The organism is Citrobacter sp. RHBSTW-00599 (assembly GCF_013784065.1).
In the GTDB taxonomy this organism is placed as follows: Bacteria; Pseudomonadota; Gammaproteobacteria; order Enterobacterales; family Enterobacteriaceae; genus Citrobacter; species Citrobacter braakii.
This window is the reverse complement of the sequence record NZ_CP056717.1, coordinates 449,639-469,079: the sequence shown is the minus strand read 5'-3', so window position 1 is coordinate 469,079 and position 19,441 is coordinate 449,639. Positions and strand designations below refer to the sequence as shown.

General features: G+C 53.9%; 15 protein-coding genes. 7 read left to right on the top strand and 8 right to left on the bottom strand.

Annotated features, from left to right (window positions below; genetic code table 11):
- Positions 1 to 59 precede the first annotated feature (59 nt).
- From tldD to csrD, 8 genes are all read right to left on the bottom strand, one after another.
- Positions 60 to 1,505 (bottom strand): metalloprotease TldD, encoded by a 1,446-nt coding sequence (gene tldD, locus HV243_RS02270; protein ID WP_016154713.1) that lies wholly within the window; start codon positions 1,503 to 1,505, stop codon positions 60 to 62.
- Between the two features lie 147 nt (positions 1,506 to 1,652).
- The gene (gene yhdP, locus HV243_RS02265) at positions 1,653 to 5,453 is read right to left on the bottom strand and encodes an AsmA2 domain-containing protein YhdP (protein WP_053389872.1); all 3,801 of its coding nucleotides are present in this window, start codon (positions 5,451 to 5,453) and stop codon (positions 1,653 to 1,655) included.
- A 114-nt stretch (positions 5,454 to 5,567) separates the two neighbouring features.
- A complete protein-coding gene (gene rng / locus HV243_RS02260) occupies positions 5,568 to 7,037 on the bottom strand; it encodes a ribonuclease G (protein WP_003828822.1) in 1,470 nt (489 codons plus the stop codon).
- Entirely contained in the window at positions 7,027 to 7,620 is a 594-nt protein-coding gene (locus HV243_RS02255; RefSeq protein WP_047358540.1) for a nucleoside triphosphate pyrophosphatase, read from the bottom strand. Before HV243_RS02255 ends, rng begins: the two co-directional genes overlap by 11 nt.
- Positions 7,621 to 7,627: 7 nt before the next feature.
- Positions 7,628 to 8,116, bottom strand: a complete 489-nt coding sequence (gene mreD, locus HV243_RS02250) for a rod shape-determining protein MreD (protein ID WP_003025196.1) — start codon at positions 8,114 to 8,116, stop codon at positions 7,628 to 7,630.
- Positions 8,117 to 9,139, bottom strand: a complete 1,023-nt coding sequence (gene mreC / locus HV243_RS02245) for a rod shape-determining protein MreC (protein ID WP_016154716.1) — start codon at positions 9,137 to 9,139, stop codon at positions 8,117 to 8,119.
- Between the two features lie 64 nt (positions 9,140 to 9,203).
- Positions 9,204 to 10,247: a rod shape-determining protein MreB gene (gene mreB / locus HV243_RS02240; protein ID WP_000913396.1), complete on the bottom strand. Its 1,044-nt coding sequence runs from the start codon at positions 10,245 to 10,247 to the stop codon at positions 9,204 to 9,206.
- Between the two features lie 306 nt (positions 10,248 to 10,553).
- Positions 10,554 to 12,494 carry an RNase E specificity factor CsrD gene (gene csrD / locus HV243_RS02235; protein WP_016154717.1) on the bottom strand — a complete coding sequence of 647 codons (1,941 nt, stop codon included), beginning with the start codon at positions 12,492 to 12,494 and terminating at the stop codon, positions 10,554 to 10,556.
- 225 nt (positions 12,495 to 12,719) lie between these two features.
- On the opposite strand from csrD, the gene HV243_RS02230 reads away from it, so the two are divergent.
- From HV243_RS02230 to panF, 7 genes are all read left to right on the top strand, one after another.
- Complete coding sequence (locus HV243_RS02230) at positions 12,720 to 13,694, top strand: MDR family oxidoreductase (protein WP_047413938.1); 975 nt, start codon at positions 12,720 to 12,722, stop codon at positions 13,692 to 13,694.
- A gap of 119 nt (positions 13,695 to 13,813) precedes the next feature.
- Positions 13,814 to 14,818 carry a protein-methionine-sulfoxide reductase catalytic subunit MsrP gene (gene msrP, locus HV243_RS02225; protein WP_016157591.1) on the top strand — a complete coding sequence of 335 codons (1,005 nt, stop codon included), beginning with the start codon at positions 13,814 to 13,816 and terminating at the stop codon, positions 14,816 to 14,818.
- Positions 14,819 to 15,418 carry a protein-methionine-sulfoxide reductase heme-binding subunit MsrQ gene (gene msrQ / locus HV243_RS02220; RefSeq protein ID WP_016157592.1) on the top strand — a complete coding sequence of 200 codons (600 nt, stop codon included), beginning with the start codon at positions 14,819 to 14,821 and terminating at the stop codon, positions 15,416 to 15,418.
- A 392-nt stretch (positions 15,419 to 15,810) separates the two neighbouring features.
- Positions 15,811 to 16,281 (top strand): acetyl-CoA carboxylase biotin carboxyl carrier protein, encoded by a 471-nt coding sequence (gene accB / locus HV243_RS02215; protein WP_003025210.1) that lies wholly within the window; start codon positions 15,811 to 15,813, stop codon positions 16,279 to 16,281.
- Positions 16,282 to 16,291: 10 nt separating this feature from the next.
- Positions 16,292 to 17,641, top strand: a complete 1,350-nt coding sequence (gene accC / locus HV243_RS02210) for an acetyl-CoA carboxylase biotin carboxylase subunit (protein ID WP_003828838.1) — start codon at positions 16,292 to 16,294, stop codon at positions 17,639 to 17,641.
- A gap of 107 nt (positions 17,642 to 17,748) precedes the next feature.
- Complete coding sequence (locus HV243_RS02205) at positions 17,749 to 17,991, top strand: YhdT family protein (RefSeq protein ID WP_016154721.1); 243 nt, start codon at positions 17,749 to 17,751, stop codon at positions 17,989 to 17,991.
- Complete coding sequence (panF, locus tag HV243_RS02200; protein ID WP_016157593.1) at positions 17,981 to 19,432, top strand: sodium/pantothenate symporter; 1,452 nt, start codon at positions 17,981 to 17,983, stop codon at positions 19,430 to 19,432. Before HV243_RS02205 ends, panF begins: the two co-directional genes overlap by 11 nt.
- Positions 19,433 to 19,441 lie beyond the last annotated feature (9 nt).

The window sequence follows — 19,441 nt, the reverse complement described above, 5'->3', positions numbered from 1 at the left end:
TTCAGTGCCAACGCACATTCCAGGCCGGATACGCTGAGCGCTATCCGGCGACCGGGTCGTTACGCGGTGCCACCTACGGTCAAGTTATCCACCTTCAGCGTCGGCTGGCCCACGCCCACCGGCAAGCTCTGTCCTTCTTTACCGCAAACGCCAACCCCGTTATCCAGTTTCAGGTCGTTACCCACCATCGAAATCTGCTGCATCGCTTCGATACCGGAGCCAATCAGCGTTGCGCCTTTCACCGGTTTGGTCACTTTACCGTTTTCAATCAGGTACGCTTCGGACGTCGAGAATACAAATTTCCCGGAGGTGATATCTACCTGACCGCCGCCAAAGTTAGGCGCATAAATACCGTATTCAACGGATTCGATGATTTCCTGCGGCGTGGATTTTCCCGGCAGCATATAGGTGTTGGTCATACGCGGCATCGGCAGGTGCGCGTAAGATTCACGGCGACCGTTACCCGTTGGCGCTACGCCCATCAGACGCGCATTCAGTTTGTCCTGCATGTAGCCTTTCAGAATGCCGTTTTCGATCAGCACGTTGTACTGACCCGGTGTCCCTTCGTCATCGATAGCCACAGAACCACGACGGTCCGCCATTGTGCCATCATCCACAACGGTACACAGTTCTGATGCCACCAGTTCACCCATGTGACCACTGAATACCGAGGTGCCACGGCGGTTAAAATCACCTTCCAGACCATGACCGACCGCTTCATGCAGCAGAACGCCAGGCCAACCAGCGCCGAGTACCACCGGCAGCGTACCAGCAGGCGCTGCTACCGCGGACAGATTGACTAACGCCATGCGTACGGCCTCTTTCGCCCACGCGTCGGCACGGACTTCACCATCGAGGTCGCCAAGGAAATAGTCATAGCCAAAACGACCGCCGCCACCGCTGGCGCCGCGCTCACGCTTACCGTCCTCTTCGACCTGTACGCTTACGGACAAACGTACCAGCGGGCGGACGTCAGCGGCCAGCGTACCATCAGTCGCGGCCACCAGGATCAGTTCATAAACACCGGTCAGGCTGGCGGTCACTTCCTGGACGCGTTTGTCGGCGGCACGGGCCACGTTGTCTACGCGGCGCAGGATATCGAGTTTTTCTTCGCGGCTCATGCTCTGCAACGGATCAACCGAGGTGTAAAGCGCCTGATGCTCCACGGCCCCCAGCGTTTTTACTTTGCCGTCACCGTTGTCACGCACGATAGTACGCGCGGCATGAGCGCTTTGTTCCAGCGCCAACAGGCTAATCTGGTCTGCATAGGCAAACCCTGTTTTCTCGCCGCTGATGGCGCGCACGCCAACGCCCTGATCGATATTGTAAGAACCATCTTTAATGATGCGGTCTTCTAAAACCCAGGATTCGTGATAGCTCGACTGAAAATAGAGATCGCCGTAATCAAGACGGCGTTCGGCCAGTTGGCCCAGGATGGCAAACAGATCCTGATGTTTCAGGCCATTTGCCGCTAGCAATTGTTCACTTACCAGGTTCAGACTCATCGTTTTGATTACTCATTTAATTCTGCCGGATAGCGGAAAAAACGCCTTATCCGGCCTACGTTGTTAGGCTGCTGTAGGCCGGATAAGCGCTGCGCCATCCGGCAATACTATGTACTGAGATTGGGGCAATTACTCGCCCCCGTCAAATCATTGCTGGCTTTCTTTGCGCGGCTGACGCAGAACTTCGTTAATTTGCGGCTTATCGACCGGACCGGTGATGCGATAGCGCAGAATCGAGACTTTGCTCCACAGCGGCCCCAGCACCTTACTGGCGGCAAACACCGCCGCACCAACAATCGGGTTGACGGCAAACGCGGCGGCAACGCCTACGGTGGCAGATATTTCTGGTGCAACGATGGCTTCCATGTCCAGATCCCGGCGTACCAGGTTCACTGAACCTTTCATCGCAATATCGGCTTCCAGACCGTCCACCAGCGTGTCGTCGGTATGCATCACACCATCTTTGATCCACGCAGTGCTGCGAATCGAGTCGAAATAGAAGCCTTCGCTGAAGGTGTCGCTAAAATCAAAGCGCAGTTTACGCAGTAACGCATCGAAGCTTAGCAGACGTAACAGTTGCCCAGCATGTCCGGTACTGAGTTCGGTAAGTTCGCCTTTGCCCAGCCGGGTACGCAAAATACCATTCAGCGAAGCTACATCAGGATCCCACGGCGGATTACGCCAATGCAGATCATACTCCACGTTGAATGAAGAATTGCGAATCGGCGTTGATACGCCAAAGAAACCGGCTGCGGAGTCAATTTTGTTGCCGCTCAGTTTACCCTTCAGCGACGTTCGCTCCTTGCCCGGCGCATTCACCCACACGCCGTCGGTGGTCAGTCTGGCAAAACCCGTATCCAACAGACCGTTACTCAAGGTGAGCGTGTCGCCTTTAATCGCTACATCGGCGTCAATGCGCCCGTATTTCTGTCCCCACATCCAGCACTCGGCACAGCGCAGCTGAAGGTCCGGCCAGCCACGGAAGCTGACGTTGTCGATGGCTGAGAACGGCGAGGCTGGCGTACTATTTTGTGACGGTTTTGCCGCGCTAGGGTTGTAATAAAGATACTTAATATTGGCCAGCCACGGCGCATTATTGCGCATAGCCAGCGTGGCGTTAATTTCACGGCCCTGCGCCTGCACGGTGGAGCCATTGCTCGCAGGCTCAGAAACGATACTCAAATTATTCCACTGTTGACCGCCCAGGGATAACGATGGCGTACGCACCGTGATGCGCTGCGGGAAGTTAGCGTTGCTGCCCACGTTATCCACAGCGCCTTTCTGGAATAACGCCAGCCATTGCGCGCCATCCATAGGGGGAAGATTAAGCTCTATGCCTTGTTGATCGGGTAACGCTGGCACGGTGCGGCTTTCCGACGCCCAGATTGCGCGGTCAAGCGTCAGTTTCTGATTCAGCAGCCAGCGGCTATTAAAATGATTCTTGCTGCCAGCGTTGCCGGTCAGATCAAAGCTGCGCAGATTGCCGTTGGCCTTAACGTTCACCGGCAACGCCTCACCGGCCGCCTTATTCAGCGGAGAAGGTAAGTGACTACTTACATTCTTGAGGTCGCCCTTTAACTCAACGTTGTAGGTCGGCCCGGCATGATACGGAAGATCGATTCCTACCTTGCCATTCCACGCTATGCTGCCATTCAACGCGTCGTTGACCTGCGTCGGTAAAATCCCCATGCGGCTTGGCTGCCAGTCACCTTGCAGATTCACGGCTACCTGATAGGCTTTCGCCCCTTCGGTCGTGGAAAAGTCGACGTTCAGCGGCTGATTAAACCAGTTCGCGGTCATCGGCTCGCTCTTCAGATCGCCGTTGATAAAGCTGAATTTACCATTCAAATTCTTCAGCGTGCTGTCGAGCGGTTTAATAAACAGGCTGTTATTATGCAGGTTGACGTCACCTTTGGCGGTAACCAGCGAGCCGTCTAGCGGAATATCAAGATGTAAGCGAGCATTCACATCGCCGTCAATCTGCAACTGCTCAAGCGTAGCGCCGAGTGAATCCTTCAATGGCGTCTCATCAAAATAAGGTCCAACCGCCTTGCCCGGCCCGTTGATGTCGGCATCAATCAGCAGTTTTTCTTTGGCATAGTCGGGGATGTTAGCCGTCAGATTACTGGCCTTCACACCGCCCAGATTAACGCTATCGGTCTTCATCCACAGACCGTCGTTAATGAAGTTCAGTTCAATATTAAGGTCAGTCAGCGCGGGCCAGTCGGGCTGGAAAGCAAACTTCGCATTGCGAAGCGGCACCAGTACCTGGAACTGCCCTTCATTGTGTAGATACGGGAACAGATGCGGGTCGCCGCCATACACCAACGTGGCGTTATCCGCTTCGCCGCCCTGAATAGCGCCGCTGAGGTAATCAACCAGCTCTTTGCCCATCAGGTTTTCCGGGAAGTAACGCCAGGCCTGAGAGCCATCGTCGGTGCTGATACCTGCCAGAATGCCCAACCATGGCTCATCATTGGCGGGCTGCAGATAGCGAAAACCACCACGTGCGCGTACCGCTTTCGCTTTAACATCAATGTTGCGCCCATCTAACTGGAAACCTTTATCGTTCTTCAGCCAGCTTAGCGTCGCTACGCCATCCTCTATTTCCAGCGGTGCGCGAAAGACGGTTTCATACGGCATTTTAGCTTGCTTCATGGAAGCAGTGAGCGCCCCGTTTTCAACGCTGCCCGCGAGCGTACCGGAGAAATGTTCTGCCCCTGGCAGCAGCTTCCACTGTTTCCAGGCCAGATTGGTCCACGAGGACTGGAAGCGAGTTTTTTCTGTTGCCTGTAACGGGATATCCAGCGCCAGCACATCTATTTTGCCGCTCGGCTGCGTGGCCCGCCAGATATCACCCAGCGCAGGCGATAACTTGGCCGCCATCGGACGCAGCCCTTCTAACCCGGCCAGCTCCAGATTGCTGGCGCGGATGCGTAGCTCGTCGCTGCGTTTGTTATTCTCGCCGCCGACTTCCTGTTCAGGGATCCAGGCCAGCGTTAACGCCCCGCTTGGCCAGGGTTTATCATCCATCGTGATACGGGTATCGGGAATGGAGAATTGCCAGCCCGACTGCTCGCGGCTGATGTGCGCCGTCAAGTTATCGACGGAGAGCGTGTGCGTACGATTCTCTCCCAGCCAACTTGCCCCACCTTTTTTCAGCCAGACATCGCCGCCGGAAACGACGCCTTTTCTGATCGTCATCCATGCTTCCAGGCTAAAACGCGCGGTTTGCAACGCGACATTATCCTGCATCCATTTACCCAGCCACGGCTTGACGTCGATATCGTCGGCCTGCAGCCAGACCCGACCGTTATTCAACAGCCCGTTGTCATCACGCAGATCCATTCGAACCTGCATAACACCGTGCTGCCCGGTCAGACTGGAGAGACTGACCTGCCCTTCAGCGCGATGTCGGTTTTTACCGTTAAGCCAGGTAAGCTGCGGGATCGCCAGTTCTGCACGCTGGCCTGAGAGGGTTAAAAAGCTAATCTGGCTGTCGCGTAGATCGAAATGATCAAACTGACGCAGGAAGAGATCGCTCAGGTGGCCGGCTTCAATTCCATCACCGCTTTCGCTGCGCTGGATGGGGGTATTGGTACGCAGCTGCAACTGCCAGAAGGTGAGATCGCGAAACTGCCAGCGCATGTGCAGCAAGCTTTGCCAGACATCCAGCGCTAATGTAACGCGCTTTACCGAAAATTCACCGCCATCTTTAAGCTGCGCGTGGATATCGCGCGCTTCAAGAGTAGGCCCGAAATTTTGCCAGCTAGCGGAAAGTTGGCTGGCGGAGACGGGCAGACCGGTGGCGGATTCAATCTTGCCAAGGATGGCCGGACGCCAGCTATCAAGATGAGGCAGCGCAAGGCGCAGCCCACTGACCAGCAGCGCTGCGATGACAACGAATGCGGCTCCAGTGAGCAGTAATATCCCCGGCAATCGCCTCACGCGCCTCTCCTTGTCTACCAAAAAATGTGACTCACAAAACCGTCTTGCCGGATGGCGGCGTGAACGCCTTCTCCGGCCTGCAAGGTATCGCCATTGGGCGTTTACCAGGCCAGATTACATCATGACAACGTCGAACTGCTCCTGGTTATACAGCGGTTCGACTTGTACTTTAACCTGTTTGCCGACAAAGATTTCCACTTCCGCCAACGCATGTGACTCTTCACCCTTCAGGGTTTCAGCCACTGCCGGAGATGCATAAACCAGGAAACGATCGGAGTCATATGCATGGTGTACCCGCACGATTTCGCGCATGATTTCATAGCATACAGTTTCCACGGTTTTCACCGTACCGCGCCCATGACAGGTCGGACACTCGTTGCACAACACATGCTCCACGCTTTCACGCGTGCGTTTGCGCGTCATCTCCACCAGGCCCAGCTGTGAAAAACCGTTGATGCTGGTTTTTACGCGATCCTTGCTCAGCGCCTGTTCCAGAGAGTGCAGCACCCGTCGACGGTGATCTTCATTATTCATGTCGATAAAATCGATAATGATAATGCCGCCGAGGTTACGCAGACGCAGCTGACGAGCAATGGCCTGCGTTGCTTCAATATTAGTATTAAAGATAGTGTCGTCGAGATTACGATGCCCAACAAACGCTCCGGTATTGATATCGACGGTGGTCATTGCTTCAGTTTGATCGATGATCAGATAGCCGCCGGATTTCAGTTCAACCTTGCGTTCCAGCGCGCGCTGGATTTCATTCTCAACGTCAAAGAGATCAAAAATGGGCTGGCGCCCGCTGTAATGTTCCAGCTTGCTGGTCATCTCGGGGATATATTCCGCTGTGAACTCCAGCAACGCTTCATAAGTAAGACGAGAGTCAACGCGGATCCGGTCAAGCTGGGCATCAGCAAAATCACGCAACACGCGCTGCGCCAGCGCCAGTTCGCCGTACATCTGGTAGCGCGTTTGCGGGCGCTTTTTACGCTCCATGACTTTAGTCCAGACGCGCTTCAGGTAGGCAGCATCTGAGGCTAGATCCTCCTCGCAGACGCCTTCCGCCGCTGTGCGAATGATGAATCCGCCCTGTTCATCGCAGTAATCCGCCACCACTTTTTTCAGGCGTTCGCGTTCGGTTTCGCTTTCGATACGTTGGGAAACGCCAACGTGCGAAGCACCTGGCATAAAGACGAGGTAACGGGAAGGAAGCGTGATGTCCGTCGTCAGGCGTGCGCCCTTAGTACCCAACGGATCTTTTACCACCTGCACCATCAGATCCTGGCCCTGGCGCACCAGTTCAGAAATGTCGCGCACGGTGAACTGTTTTTGTTCTTCACCCGCCACGCATTCGGTGTGCGGCATGATGTCTGAAGCGTGAAGAAATGCGGCTTTATCCAGTCCAATATCTACAAAAGCCGCCTGCATACCCGGAAGTACACGACTTACACGACCTTTGTAGATATTGCCTACGATTCCGCGTCGCGCCTCACGTTCAATATGAATTTCCTGCAGAATACCGCCATCAATGTAAGCCACCCGAGTTTCCGATGGCGTTACGTTTACCAACAATTCAGCCGTCATGTTTATCCCTTTTCTCACGCAGTGCGTTAAAATTGGTCAGCAACTCATACGTTTCTACCAGCGGTAAGCCGACTACGGCGTGATAGCTGCCATTGATCTTCCTGACAAAACAGCCACCCAACCCTTGAATACCGTATGCACCTGCTTTATCCATTGGTTCACCGCTGGCAATATAGCCCGCGATGTCCTCATCGGTTAGTGCTCTGAACGTCACTTCCGTCACCACCAGACAGTCCAGACTGTGCCGGCGGTCGGCCAATGCCACGGCGGTCATGACCTGATGCGTTTTGCCCGACAGTTTGCGCAGCATTACTGCGGCATGGGCGGCGTCGTGTGGTTTTTCCAGCACTTCGCCATTAAGGATAACAATGGTATCCGCACCCAATACCGGCAAATCGCGCTGCGCCAGCGCCACGCCAGCCTGCGCTTTTTCGCGTGCCAGACGCGAAACATACTGCTGCGCGCTCTCCTGCGGGTGTCGCTGTTCTTCAATCCCAGGCACCAGCCGTTCAAACCTAACACCAAGCTGAGCGAGCAGCTCCTGACGACGTGGAGAACCTGAAGCAAGATACAGAGTATTCATATCAACCTTATTGCACCGCAAACTGCTGACGGACTTTACGCATCAGTAAGAATAGCCATGGCCAAAGCACACCATTCACTACACTACTCCAGAACACTTCGGGTCTGAAAGAGACATTGATCACTAAAAACTCGGCCCAGAAAACAATAATATCCACGACCAGTGATAACAACATGACCACCAGCGCCTGTTGCCAGAGCGCGAGGTTACGGAATAGCTGGAATTTCAGCGCGACCAGATAAGCAATGATACTCATCGACAATGCGCGCACGCCAAGCGTGGAGCCGCTGATGAGATCCAGTATGGCACCCACCACAAACCCCGTGCCCACATTTACGCGATGCGGCAGCGCCAGGATCCAGTACAACAAGATGAGCAGTACCCAGTTTGGCCGGAAAACCAGAATATCGTCCGGCCAGGGCATGACTTGCAGCAACAGTGCAATAAGGAACGAGAGCCAAATCACCCAACGTCCCTGGCTACGATAGCTTGCCACTTACTGTCCTCCCGGCTTACGCGGAGCAGGTTGTGGCGGCGTGGTACCCGCAGGCGCTGGAGTCACGCCTGTTGCGGGAGCTGGCACTGGCGCAGGCGGCCCCATGGCATCTGGTGCAGGCAGAACTTGCGGCATCATTTGCATCAGACGTTCATTGGCAACGCGGTGCACTTCTTCTGGCGTCATCGGATTTGCGCCGTTACGATCGGCGCCCCACAACAGCAGCAGATAACGCAGACGCTGCAGACCTGCGGTCGGGCGTGCCTGAATCACGGTATAAGCGCGCTGAGTGTCCAGCTTAACGGAAGAAACAACACCAACCGGATAGCCTTCAGGGAAACGTCCCCCCAGACCCGAGGTAACCAGCACATCGCCAACGCGAATGTCGGTGTTGGCCGGCAGGTGTTCGAGCTGAAGATCGTCGGTGCAGCCGTTACCGGCAGCGATCACGCGGATATCGTTACGCAGTACCTGAATGGGCAGAGCATGCGTCGCATCGCAAATCAGCAGCACGCGGCTGGTCAGTTTAGCCACCGCTACGACCTGACCCACAACGCCTTTGTCGCTAATAACCGGCTGACCTTCGTAGACCCCGTTAACGCTCCCTTTGTCGATCACCACCTGATCGCTGTAAGGGTCATTAACCGTCGAGATGACCTGCGTCACCATCTTTTGTTCGTCCTGACGCAGCGGCGATCCCAGCAGCTCACGCAAACGCGCGTTCTCCTGTTTATATTGCCCCAGCATCAGCAGCTCGCTGTTTTTCAGCAGCAGTTCCTGACGCAACGCCCGATTTTCAAGTTCGAGTTGGTCACGCGAAGCCAGCGTTTGCGAAACGCCGTCGAGTAATTCACGAGGACCATTTGAGATAAAGTAGAAAGGACTGACGGCGGTATCCATGTACGTTCGGATTTGACTAAACGTACCCAGGCGGCTGTCGGCAATAATAACGCCGAGCGCCACCAGCACCGCCAGAATAAGGCGAATCTGTAGCGACGGGCCACGGCTAAAAATTGGCTTCATAGTCTATGCGTATTCTCGTATCAGAGCGGAAGGGCAACCCGCGGGCTACCCTACCTGCATCCGATTACTCTTCGCTGAACAGGTCGCCGCCGTGCATATCGATCATTTCCAGCGCCTTGCCGCCACCGCGCGCCACGCAGGTCAGCGGATCTTCAGCAACAACAACTGGAATACCGGTTTCTTCCATTAACAGACGGTCAAGGTTACGCAGCAGAGCACCGCCACCGGTCAGTACCATGCCGCGTTCGGAGATGTCAGACGCCAGTTCTGGCGGACACTGTTCCAGTGCAACCATCACCGCGCTCACGATACCGGTCAGCGGTTCCTGCAGGGCTTCCAGAATCTCGTTGGAGTTCAGGGTAAAGCCGCGTGGAACACCCTCTGCCAGGTTACGGCCGCGAACTTCGATCTCGCGTACTTCGTCGCCCGGATAAGCGGAACCGATTTCGTGTTTAATACGTTCTGCGGTGGCTTCACCGATCAGAGAACCGTAGTTACGACGAACATAATTAATGATGGCTTCGTCGAAGCGGTCACCGCCAATACGTACAGAAGAGGAGTAAACCACGCCGTTCAGGGAGATAACGGCAACTTCAGTTGTACCACCACCGATATCCACAACCATAGAACCGGTTGCTTCAGAAACTGGCAGACCCGCCCCGATCGCAGCCGCCATCGGCTCTTCGATCAGGAATACTTCACGGGCACCTGCGCCCTGAGCGGATTCACGGATCGCGCGGCGTTCAACCTGAGTTGCTCCAACCGGTACACATACCAGTACGCGCGGGCTTGGGCGCATGAAGCTATTGCTGTGCACTTGTTTGATAAAGTGCTGGAGCATTTTTTCAGTCACGAAGAAGTCAGCGATAACGCCGTCTTTCATTGGGCGAATGGCAGCGATATTGCCCGGTGTACGACCCAGCATCTGCTTCGCGTCATGGCCCACTGCGGCTACGCTTTTTGGCGAGCCGGCACGATCCTGACGAATGGCCACAACAGAAGGCTCATTCAATACGATGCCTTGTCCTTTTACATAAATAAGGGTATTCGCGGTACCCAGGTCAATGGACAGGTCATTGGAAAACATGCCACGAAATTTTTTCAACATACTAAGGGATAATCCTGAAAGCTGGGGCGGAAAACAAAATCCGCTTACTTTACCAACCACACGCAGCAGCGACAAGGCGCAAAAATCATCTGCTACGGTGAAAATTAGTGCAGTTCGTTTCCTTTGTTACAAAATCGGCCTGAGTCCATCAGGGCTGAATAAATCAGCAGCACTCCTCGCTTTTGTTTGCAACCTGTCAAAGGTCATTCACCTGCATGTTTGCTGTTACAACCTGGCGAGCAGACAAGCACACCCCCAGAAGGCACAGCGCGCGTTATTCTACGTGAAAACGAATTAAACGGCAGGTTAAACCGAGTATCTTTGCGAATATTTTTTCACGTTAGTGTCAAGTGGCTGTGATGCGGCAAAAAAATCCCCTTGCCCACCCGCAACTCCGCGTTCCGTCAGCGTATGCCACTCGCTACGCGAACGAACGCCCGTGGCGTAAACCTGCGTTGGTGTTCCAGAACAAGCCTCCACCAGGCTTTGCACCAGGAGCTGGTTTTCGGTTCGCTTATCAATATTCCTCACCAGGCTTGGATGCAGCTTCAATAACTCAACGTTAAGCTCTTTGATCCAACTGGTGCTCACCAGCGTTAAACCCGCCTGCGTAACGGCAATTCGCACACCCAGCGCATTCATCAATCTGATGACGGGCTGTAACCGGCTGATATGTTGACAGACATCTGCCTCAGCAAGTTCAATAATTATGCGTTTGCGTAATGATTTTTCGCACTGCATCAGCGTATCACGTAGCCAGCGCTGAAAACGTGGGCGAATTAGCGATTCAACCGTTGTCTGCATCGCCAGGTTTTCCTGCGGCCAGTAGCCCAACAGTAAGATCAGACGGCTGATTTGCAGACGGTCATATTCTTCTGCCAGGCCAAACTGCAGGACCATCGGCATATATTCCGCCGAAATAACCTCTTCGCTGCCATCAAAAATACGGCACATCAGCTCCCGGTGGTGCACCCGTCCTTCACGGGTTACCGCAGGCTTTTGATAAATTCTTGGTCCACCCCGGCTGAGCATCTGTTCGATCAGCGTTCGCCAGCGTACGTTACCCCGACCTTTTTCCGGTAGTGAGTCATCATAGACCGACCAACTGTTCCCACCCTGCAATACCGAGTTCCGCGTGGCGGCTTCGGCGTGATCCATCACTTGTTCCGTCGACTGGCCGCTGCGGCAAACACAAATGCCAATATGAACCATATCGGCACGGTCGATCATTTTATTAGCCGGAAGCGCATCTACCGCTTTTAATAATTGCCCGGCAATACTTTCCGCCTCTTTCAGCGTGCGGTGTGGCAACAGGATGGCAAAATCGCTACGGTGGTAGCGCGCCAGCAACGCGCCCGGATAGCGCGTCATAAAAGTCGACAACAAATTGATTAACGTTGAAATTTGTTCTTCAGCAAGGGTAATTCCCCAGCTATCGCGCAGCAGCGTAAAGTCCGGCAGGCGTACCATCATCACGACGCCATGCGATCCCACTTTTTCCTGATCTTCCAGCAGCGTTGCCAGTTGGTTATCAAAGAACAGGCGGTTGCTTAGCCCGGTTTTTGTATCCTGCGCCACATAGGAACGAATCAGCGTATCCAGTCGGCTACGTTGCTCGCGGGCACTTTGAATTTCGGTCAGCAGCATATCGAGCGCGCTACTTGTACGCGCAGGCCATTCATAAACAGTCCCCCGCACGTTCGGTCCACGTTCGCCGTTAAGAATGCGCGTTGAACGAATCTCCAGCAACTCTTGACCTGAAAGCTGACGCTGAAGCCAGCGCACAGACAAAAAGAGCATCAGTATAATGAAAGCAATCGCCAACGTGAGTGGCGCGGTAGTCATCAGCGAATGGAAATAGTTGCCCATTGGATCCTGATAAACCAGACGCAGCGACATGCCCGGGTGTTTGACCAACGGGACGGTGACATCACGATACAGATTGTTCGTCCCCGCCGGGCGGTAGCTACTGGTTCGGGAGTGGTCATACACCACGTGTTCGCCCTGTAGCAGTTCGACGCGCACGATATCAACCGAAACCATCAGTTCATCGATTTGCGGGGTTAGCGCAACGACATCGCGGGAGACAAGGTGCGTATCAATCGCTGTCGCCACCGCCTGAACACGGGTGGTGAACTTATATTGAATCGCGTTATAGAAACTCAGCGAGCAACCGATCAGAGTTACGAAGATCGTTAACCCTGTAAGCAGCGTCACAAAAGCTGAAAATTTCGTCGTTAATCGCATCCTTGTGTTAACTCCGACAGTTATGAAACAGGCATGAAAGTGATAAAGCGGCGCGAAAATGCAAAACTGAACGCAAAATCCGTCCATTTATACAAACAGTGTGGGCATACTACCAAATTAGGTATATCTGGCAATTTATTGCGCGGAATCGGCATCATGTTTTGATTAGCGAGTATAGTCTTCATTAATAATTTTCCAATCCACTATACGAATTGAGGACAGGTTATGCAGGCTTTGATCTTAGAACAGCAGGACGGAAAAACCCTCGCATCCGTTCAACCCCTCGACGAAAATCAGCTACCGGAAGGCGATGTGACGGTGGATGTCCACTGGTCAAGCCTGAACTATAAAGACGCCCTGGCTATCACCGGCAAGGGTAAAATCATTCGCAATTTTCCGATGATTCCTGGTATCGATTTCGCCGGTACCGTGCGCACAAGCGAAGATCCCCGTTTTCATGCCGGTCAGGAAGTTTTACTGACCGGCTGGGGCGTGGGTGAAAATCATTGGGGTGGACTGGCCGAACGCGCACGCGTGAAAGGCGACTGGCTGGTTGCGCTGCCACAAGGGCTGGACGGACGTAAAGCCATGGTCATCGGGACCGCTGGCTTTACCGCCATGCTGTGCGTCATGGCGCTTGAAGATGCAGGTATTCGCCCGCAAGACGGTGAGATTGTCGTCACCGGCGCCAGCGGCGGCGTGGGCAGCACGGCCGTGGCGTTACTGCATAAGCTGGGTTATCAGGTTGCGGCGGTTTCGGGTCGCGAAAGCACTCACGACTACCTGAAGAGCCTGGGCGCTGACCGTATCCTTAGCCGCGATGAATTTGCTGAATCTCGCCCGTTGGAAAAACAGCTGTGGGCTGGTGCGGTTGATACCGTTGGCGACAAAGTTCTGGCAAAAGTCCTGGCACAGATGAACTACGGTGGCTGCGTTGCCGCCTGCGGCCTGGCTGGCGGTTTCGCTCTGCCGACGACGGTGATGCCATTTATTCTGCGTAACGTTCGTTTGCAAGGGGTGGACTCGGTGATGACCCCGCCGGCACGCCGGGCAGAAGCCTGGGCGCGTCTGGTTAAGGATCTGCCGGACTCTTTCTATGCTCAGGCCGCCACGGAGATTACGCTGGCGGATGCGCCGAAGTTTGCCGATGCCATCATCAATAACCAGGTGCAAGGTCGTACGCTGGTGAAGGTGAAGTAACAAGCTCTGGCGCAGAAATTTACACTTAATTAACGAAATTTCGCGGCATATCTACAGACTCCCTGCCATATTAACTACGCGTCCCCTGTCAGTTATGACGCGTAAGCCGGGAGTCTGTTATGAAGAAATTACGTCCATTTACAGAAGCCGACGTCACTGACGAGTCGGCTTTTTTTATGCAACGCCGCCAGGTACTGAAAGCATTAGGAATCAGCGCCGCCGCGTTGTCTTTCCCCCTCTCTGCGCAGGCTGACCTTCTTAGCTGGTTTAAGGGGAATGACCGCCCGCCCGCGCCCGCGGGTAAGCCGCTTGATTTCAGTAAACCCGCCGCCTGGCAAAATTCGCTTCCTTTAACGCCGGCGGATAAAGTTTCTGGCTACAACAACTTCTATGAGTTCGGTCTCGATAAAGCGGATCCGGCAGCCAATGCCGGCAGTCTGAAAACCGATCCGTGGACGTTAAAAATCAGTGGTGAGGTGGCAAAACCACTCACCCTCGATCACGATGCGCTGACCGCCCGTTTCCCACTGGAAGAACGGATTTACCGGATGCGCTGTGTGGAAGCCTGGTCAATGGTCGTGCCGTGGATTGGTTTTCCGTTACATAAACTGCTGGCGCAGGTTGAACCCACCAGCAACGCAAAATATGTCGCCTTCGAAACGATCTACGCACCGGATGAGATGCCCGGACAAAAAGATCGCTTTATTGGCGGCGGGCTGAAGTATCCCTATGTTGAAGGACTGCGTCTGGATGAAGCAATGCATCCACTCACTCTCCTTACCGTGGGGGTTTATGGAAAAGCTCTTCCTCCGCAAAATGGCGCGCCCATTCGCTTAATTGTGCCGTGGAAATACGGATTTAAAGGCATTAAGTCGATCGTGAGTATTAAACTAACCCGCGAACGCCCCCCGACAACCTGGAATCTGGCCGCCCCCAATGAATATGGATTTTATGCCAACGTGAATCCGCATGTCGATCACCCGCGCTGGTCCCAGGCCACTGAGCGTTTTATTGGCGCAGGCGGTATTCTGGACGTTCAGCGCCAACCCACGCTGCTGTTTAATGGTTACGCCGACGAGGTCGCTTCGCTGTACCGTGGTCTTAATCTGCAGGAGAATTTTTAAGTGCGCCTGACTGCAAAGCACATTACTGGACTGAAAGTTTGCCTGCATCTTGCCGGCTTTTTACCGTTTGTCTGGCTATTTTGGGCGGTGAATCACGGTGGTCTGAGTGCAGACCCGGTCAAAGATATCCAGCACTTTACCGGTAGGACAGCTCTGAAATTCTTGCTGGCGACCTTGCTGGTCTCTCCCCTCGCGCGCTACGCTAAACAGCCATTATTGATACGCACACGGCGCCTGTTAGGGCTATGGTGTTTCGCCTGGGCAACGTTGCATTTAACCAGCTACGCACTCCTGGAACTGGGCATTCATAATCTGGCGCTGTTAGGACGGGAATTAATCACGCGACCTTATTTGATGCTGGGCATTGCCAGTTGGGGCATATTATTCGCCCTCACGTTAACCTCCACCCAGTCGGCTCAGCGAAAACTGGGCAAAAATTGGCAGTATTTGCACAACTTCGTCTATCTTGTGGCGATCCTGGCACCCATACATTATCTGTGGTCGGTAAAAATTATCTCCCCTCAACCGATTATTTATGCAGCACTCGCTGTGGTGTTGTTAGCCTGCCGTTACAAGAAGTTTCGCCAGTGGTGGCGGTAGTTTCACGTTATGTGCAGTGCGTTACAAAATGTGGACGATCCGATTTTCTTTACATGTTAACGGTTGATTATCTTCCCTGATAAGACCAGTATTTAGCTGCCAATTGCTACGAAATAGTTATAATGTGCGACTTTGCTATCCCCGGTAGCGTTTTTAGAGCGCTGAAAGGGTGACATTCGCATGTTGAAGGTATATTTTGTCTTTTACCCGAAAATGGCAGAAGATAGCCGCACAATGACTAACAAGTCTGGCAATCTCACTTAATGGCAACCGCACCCAGTGCAATGCCTGAGATGCGTGGCATCTTGTCACTCACTGTTATAAAAATGCTATACAGACGGCGGTAAAACGCTTGTCACAATCTCACTAAACAAAGAGTACGGAACCCACTCATGGATATTCGTAAGATAAAAAAACTGATCGAGCTGGTTGAAGAATCAGGCATCTCCGAACTGGAAATTTCTGAAGGCGAAGAGTCTGTACGCATCAGCCGTGCGGCGCCAGCTGCAAGTTTTCCAATGATGCAACAGGCTTATGCTGCACCAGTGATGCAGCAGCCAGCTCTGTCTAACGCTGTCGCACAAACTGCCTCTCCAAGTATGGAAGCTCCGGCAGCAGCGGAAATCAGTGGTCACATCGTACGCTCCCCAATGGTTGGTACGTTCTACCGCACCCCGAGCCCAGATGCGAAAGCGTTCATCGAAATCGGCCAGAAAGTGAATGCGGGCGATACCCTGTGCATCGTTGAAGCCATGAAAATGATGAACCAGATCGAAGCCGACAAATCCGGCGTAGTGAAAGCGATTCTGGTAGAAAGCGGTCAACCGGTAGAATTTGACGAGCCGCTGGTCGTCATCGAATAACGAGGCGAACATGTTGGATAAAATTGTTATCGCCAACCGCGGTGAGATCGCCCTGCGTATTCTGCGTGCCTGTAAAGAGCTGGGCATCAAGACTGTCGCTGTGCATTCAAGCGCGGACCGCGATTTAAAACACGTATTGCTGGCGGATGAGACGGTCTGTATTGGCCCGGCTCCGTCCGTAAAAAGCTATCTGAACATCCCGGCTATCATTAGCGCTGCTGAAATCACCGGCGCAGTGGCAATTCACCCGGGCTATGGCTTCCTCTCTGAGAATGCCAACTTTGCTGAACAGGTAGAACGTTCCGGCTTTATCTTCATCGGCCCGAAAGCCGACACCATCCGCCTGATGGGCGACAAAGTGTCCGCAATTACCGCGATGAAGAAAGCTGGCGTACCAACAGTCCCAGGCTCTGACGGCCCGCTGGGCGACGACATGGACGCTAACCGCGCTCATGCGAAGCGCATCGGTTATCCAGTTATTATCAAAGCCTCCGGCGGCGGCGGCGGTCGCGGTATGCGCGTCGTGCGCAGCGATGCCGAACTGGCACAATCCATCTCCATGACCAAAGCGGAAGCGAAAGCGGCTTTCAACAACGACATGGTTTACATGGAGAAGTACCTGGAAAACCCACGCCACATCGAAATTCAGGTGCTGGCAGACGGTCAGGGTAACGCGATTTATCTGGCAGAACGTGACTGCTCCATGCAGCGTCGTCACCAGAAAGTCGTCGAAGAAGCACCAGCACCGGGCATTACTCCGGAACTGCGTCGCTACATCGGCGAGCGTTGCGCCAAAGCGTGCGTTGATATCGGCTATCGCGGGGCAGGTACTTTCGAGTTCCTGTTCGAAAACGGCGAGTTCTACTTCATTGAAATGAACACCCGTATTCAGGTTGAACACCCGGTAACCGAAATGATCACCGGCGTTGACCTGATCAAAGAGCAGCTGCGCATCGCTGCGGGACAACCGCTGTCCATCAAGCAGGATGAAGTTGTGGTTAAAGGCCATGCGGTAGAATGCCGTATCAACGCCGAAGACCCGAACACCTTCCTGCCAAGCCCGGGTAAAATCACGCGTTTCCACGCGCCAGGTGGCTTTGGTGTGCGCTGGGAGTCTCATATTTACGCAGGCTACACCGTACCTCCGTACTATGACTCAATGATCGGTAAGCTGATCTGCTATGGCGAAAACCGCGACGTAGCAATCGCCCGTATGAAAAACGCGTTGCAGGAACTGATCATCGACGGTATCAAAACCAACGTTGATCTGCAGATCCGCATCATGAATGACGAGCATTTCCAGCACGGTGGAACCAATATCCACTATCTGGAGAAAAAACTCGGACTTCAGGAAAAGTAAGCGTGCGTTAACTGAAAAGGCCGGAAATTCCGGCCTTTTGTTTTTCTCCCCTCCCGCACGTGCCATAAGGTACAATCCCCGCTTTCTTTATCCACAAGGGACAAAAAATGGACGCTCGTTTTGTTCAGGCCCATAAAGAGGCGCGCTGGGCGCTGTGGCTGACCCTTTTATATCTTGCCACATGGTTAGTGGCCGCTTACTTACCAGATTCCACGCTCGGTTTTACCGGCTTACCACACTGGTTCGAAATGGCCTGCCTGCTAACGCCGCTGGTTTTCATCGTGCTGTGCTGGGCGATGGTGAAGTTTATCTATCGCGACATTCCGTTGGAGGATGACGATGCAGCTTGAAGTTATTTTGCCGCTGGTCGCCTATCTGTTGGTGGTCTTCGGTCTTTCCGTTTACGCCATGCGTAAGAGATCGACCGGCACTTTCCTGAATGAATATTTCCTCGGCAGCCGCTCAATGGGCGGGGTCGTATTAGCCATGACGCTAACGGCAACCTACATTAGCGCCAGCTCGTTTATTGGCGGTCCTGGCGCCGCTTACAAATACGGGCTGGGATGGGTGCTGCTGGCGATGATCCAGTTGCCCGCCGTTTGGCTTTCTCTGGGGATTCTTGGTAAGAAATTCGCGATTCTGGCGCGCCGTTATAATGCCGTTACCCTCAACGATATGCTGTTTGCCCGCTACCAGAGTCGCCTGCTTGTGTGGCTGGCAAGCCTTAGCCTGCTGGTCGCGTTTGTCGGAGCAATGACCGTACAGTTTATTGGCGGCGCACGTTTGCTTGAAACCGCTGCGGGTATACCTTACGAAACCGGTTTGCTTATTTTTGGCGTCAGTATCGCATTGTATACGGCGTTCGGCGGTTTTCGCGCCAGCGTACTGAACGACACCATGCAGGGTATGGTGATGCTGATTGGTACTATTGTTCTGCTGGTCGGCGTCGTTCATGCTGCCGGTGGCCTCAGCAATGCGGTGGTAACCCTGCAAACTATCGACCCTAAACTGGTCTCGCCGCAAGGCGCGGATGACATTCTGTCACCCACGTTCATGACCTCATTCTGGGTACTGGTGTGCTTTGGCGTAATTGGGCTGCCGCATACAGCAGTACGCTGCATCTCTTATAAAGACAGCAAAGCTGTACACCGCGGCATTATCATCGGCACCATCGTAGTGGCGATCCTGATGTTTGGTATGCATCTGGCGGGTGCGTTGGGGCGTGCGGTGATCCCTGATCTGACAGTGCCGGATCTGGTTATCCCTACGCTAATGGTCAAAGTGTTGCCGCCGGTAGCTGCTGGGATCTTCCTCGCGGCCCCCATGGCCGCGATCATGTCGACGATCAATGCCCAATTGCTGCAAAGTTCCGCTACGATCATTAAGGATCTGTACCTGAACCTGCGTCCGGAACAGCTGAAAAACGAAACCCGGCTGAAGCGCATGTCGGCAGTGATTACCCTGTTGCTCGGCGCGTTACTGCTACTGGCCGCCTGGAAACCGCCAGAAATGATTATCTGGCTTAACCTGCTGGCGTTTGGCGGGCTGGAAGCTGTCTTCCTGTGGCCGCTGGTACTGGGCCTGTACTGGGAGCGGGCAAACGCGGCGGGCGCTTTGAGCGCGATGATTATCGGCGGCGTTCTTTATGCCGTACTCGCTACATTTAACATTCAGTACCTGGGTTTCCACCCGATTGTGCCCTCGTTACTGATAAGCTTGCTGGCTTTCCTGATCGGCAACCGTTTCGGTTCTGCCGTCCCGCAAGCCGCCATATTGACTACTGATAAATAAAAGAGTTTT